General features: G+C 71.8%; 1 protein-coding gene. It reads left to right on the plus strand.

What is annotated here, in order from left to right; translation table 11 throughout:
* Positions 1-689, plus strand: a 689-nt coding sequence (locus GSF22_RS34035) for an AMP-binding protein (RefSeq protein ID WP_208817978.1), incomplete at both ends; no start/stop codon positions are given.

Genomic DNA, 689 nt, shown 5'->3' on the forward strand with positions numbered 1-689 from the left:
CCCACACCCCGCTGTTCCAGGTCATGTTCGCCTGGCAGAACAACGAGGAAGGCGACCTCACCCTCCCCGGCATCGGGGTCACCACGCTGCCCACCCCGTACGCCGGGGCGAAGTTCGACCTGACGCTCTCCCTCGCCGAGCAGGACGGCCGGATCACCGGCAGCCTGGAGTACGCCACCGCCCTGTTCGACGACCGCACCGCCGACCGGCTCACCCGCTACCTGCGCCACGTCCTCACCCAGATGGCCGACGATCCCGGACAGCCGGTGGGCCACCTGAGCCTGCTCGACCCGGCCGAACGCGCCGACATCCTCGCCACCTGCGACGACGCGACCGCGTACCCGGCCGGGCAGACGATCCACGGGCTGTTCGAGGAGCGGGCCGTCGAGACGCCCGACGCGGTCGCGGTGACCTTCGAGGACCGGTCACTGCGCTACGCCGAGCTGAACGCCCGCGCCAACCAACTCGCCCACCACCTCCGTGACCACGGCGTCGGCCCGGACACCCTCGTCGCGGTCTGCGTGGAACGCTCACCCGAGATGGTCGTCGGCCTGCTGGCCGCGTTGAAGGCCGGCGGCGCGTACCTGCCCCTCGACCCCACCTACCCGGCCGAACGGCTGGCCTACGTGCTGGCCGACAGCAATCCCGCCGTCGTCCTCGTCCACGACGCCACCCGCACCGTCCTCGAC

Origin of the sequence: Micromonospora echinofusca (assembly GCF_017614955.1) — a bacterium.
In the GTDB taxonomy this organism is placed as follows: domain Bacteria; phylum Actinomycetota; class Actinomycetes; order Mycobacteriales; family Micromonosporaceae; genus Micromonospora; species Micromonospora echinofusca_A.